General features: G+C 46.7%; 2 protein-coding genes and 1 pseudogene. All 3 read right to left on the bottom strand.

Translation table 11 applies throughout. The annotated features are described in order from the left end of the window. Positions 1-150 precede the first annotated feature (150 nt). On the bottom strand, positions 151-471 hold the full coding sequence (locus AA105894_RS10865; protein ID WP_267311731.1) for a hypothetical protein: 321 nt from the start codon (positions 469-471) through the stop codon (positions 151-153). 111 nt (positions 472-582) lie between these two features. After that, positions 583-1,668, bottom strand: a complete 1,086-nt coding sequence (locus AA105894_RS10860; RefSeq protein WP_267311730.1) for an MrcB family domain-containing protein — start codon at positions 1,666-1,668, stop codon at positions 583-585. 45 nt (positions 1,669-1,713) lie between these two features. After that, positions 1,714-1,870 (bottom strand): annotated as a pseudogene (locus AA105894_RS10855) (IS5/IS1182 family transposase); the annotation flags it as partial.

Genomic DNA, 1,870 nt, shown 5'->3' with positions numbered 1-1,870 from the left:
CTTCAGTCTCCTCACAGAGCCTGAATCAGATTTCCCCATCCAAATCAATGGGTCCTGAGCCTAGTAAGGGCAGTAGAGGGAAGGAGCGGACTACCTGAAATGAATTATAAATAATAAGAAAATTACTATTATATAAATGCCACAAAATTTTCAATCACTCCATTGGAGCACGAATAATACTTTGTCATCAGGAGATATTGGACATTCTGCATCAGAAAAAATATCTTCAGCTTCCGACTGCGGAAGATCCCCTTCAAGGAGCATAATATAAGTTTTTAGATAAATAGAAAATTGTTCCTCAACCAGACAAACAGTACCATCTACAATAACCTCTTTCCCATCAATATCCGTAATATTTTTTATATTTTCTGTAATATTTAAGCTTAACTCTCTATTGACGCATTTAAAACCACACTGAAGCTTAGATCTTAAAAATCTTTCAAGTCTGTATATCAGGTCATGTCTATTCATTTATTCATTACTTCAACATGAAGGTAGATATTATAATCAGATAATTTAAAAATCATCTTTTGAGTTGATGATTCTGCCAGCGTGCATCTGCAGTGGGAGAAACCGCTACCATTAAACACGTCGGGTCAACCTGAAGGCCAATGGTATAGCGTCCCAGCTATCCACGTCCCAACGCAGTTGAACCTCGACTTTTCCGCCACTTGCGATCGGGCTCGTTGCGCTGCGATCTAGTCTGATAGACGAGACTACGATGAGACCGGTCTTCCCTTTTTCTTCCCGATGCAAGAGGAGCTCGCGCTGGGTCAAAAGGATAGCCTCACCGCTGTCGTTTGTTGTTCCCTTGACCTCAATTTTTAGCTGTTCACTTGCGTTGCTCGCTAGAAGATCGAAAGAAGAGGTTGTAGATACGTCCGCGACTGAAAAACCTTCTTTTTTCAAAGCTATTGTTGCCAGCTCCATCGCATGTAGTTCAACAACCCTTCGTTCGTCAGCCGTAAGACCGAATCCTTGTCCGGTAAATCGTGTAGCTGACGGTGCAGCCAAGCGTTCGACGGCTAATTCAATCGCCGCAGCACTAGAGATATCTCGCTCCGCATGCTGCGCCTCGTATATCGCTCGCAACCGTTCAACCGCTTGGACGAGAAATGTTTCTATAGATTGATCATCCATTTCTTCGACTGATACGCGGCGACTCAGTGCGGTCGCCCGCTCAAAGCTACGCGATAGATCACTTGCCGCGCCAAGAGAAATGCTTTGATCAAACGGAGCGAGAGTTCCAAACTGTTCGGCAACAATGCTACGAGCCCATCGTGTCCTCCGATCTAGTACAGAGCCCTCGATTGGGTGTAGATCGCCATTCGCCCAGATAGTCGAGCCGCAGCCGACTGTGATGAACACAGCAGAACCATCGGCGGCAAAATGCAAGACGACATAGAAACCTTCTCGAGCCGAAGGCGACATACTGCGAGCAAAGATGCGTGTCCAAGGCGATGATGTTTTCAACCCGGTACCATCTCGTCCTTCAAAAGACAGGTCGGCACCAAATGGTCCAAGAGCAGCCGCAAACTCATCGTGCAATGCCCGAAGTTCTTGTGGAAGAGTTTGTCGAATGAGAATACCTCGTTCCTTCATCGGTGAGGTATTCTGTGACGAGTAGGCAGGTTGCAGAGCGCAAATGCGTTTAAGGGTGTCGATCATCGGACTACTGTTTCATATCAAACGCTACCCGTCTAGGCTCAGGACTCATAGCCAGAACATGACGGTTGCGGCGAGGCATATGGCTGAGAATAAGACGGTCGGGCATCTGTCGTAGCGGGTTGCGACCCGCCGCCAGCCCTTGAGACGACCGAACATGATCCCGATGCGGTTGCGTCTTTTGTATTTTCGTTTGTCATATTTG

Source organism: Asaia spathodeae NBRC 105894, from assembly GCF_025994195.1.
GTDB lineage: Bacteria > Pseudomonadota > Alphaproteobacteria > Acetobacterales > Acetobacteraceae > Asaia > Asaia siamensis.
This window is presented reverse-complemented; position numbering and strand designations above follow the sequence as displayed.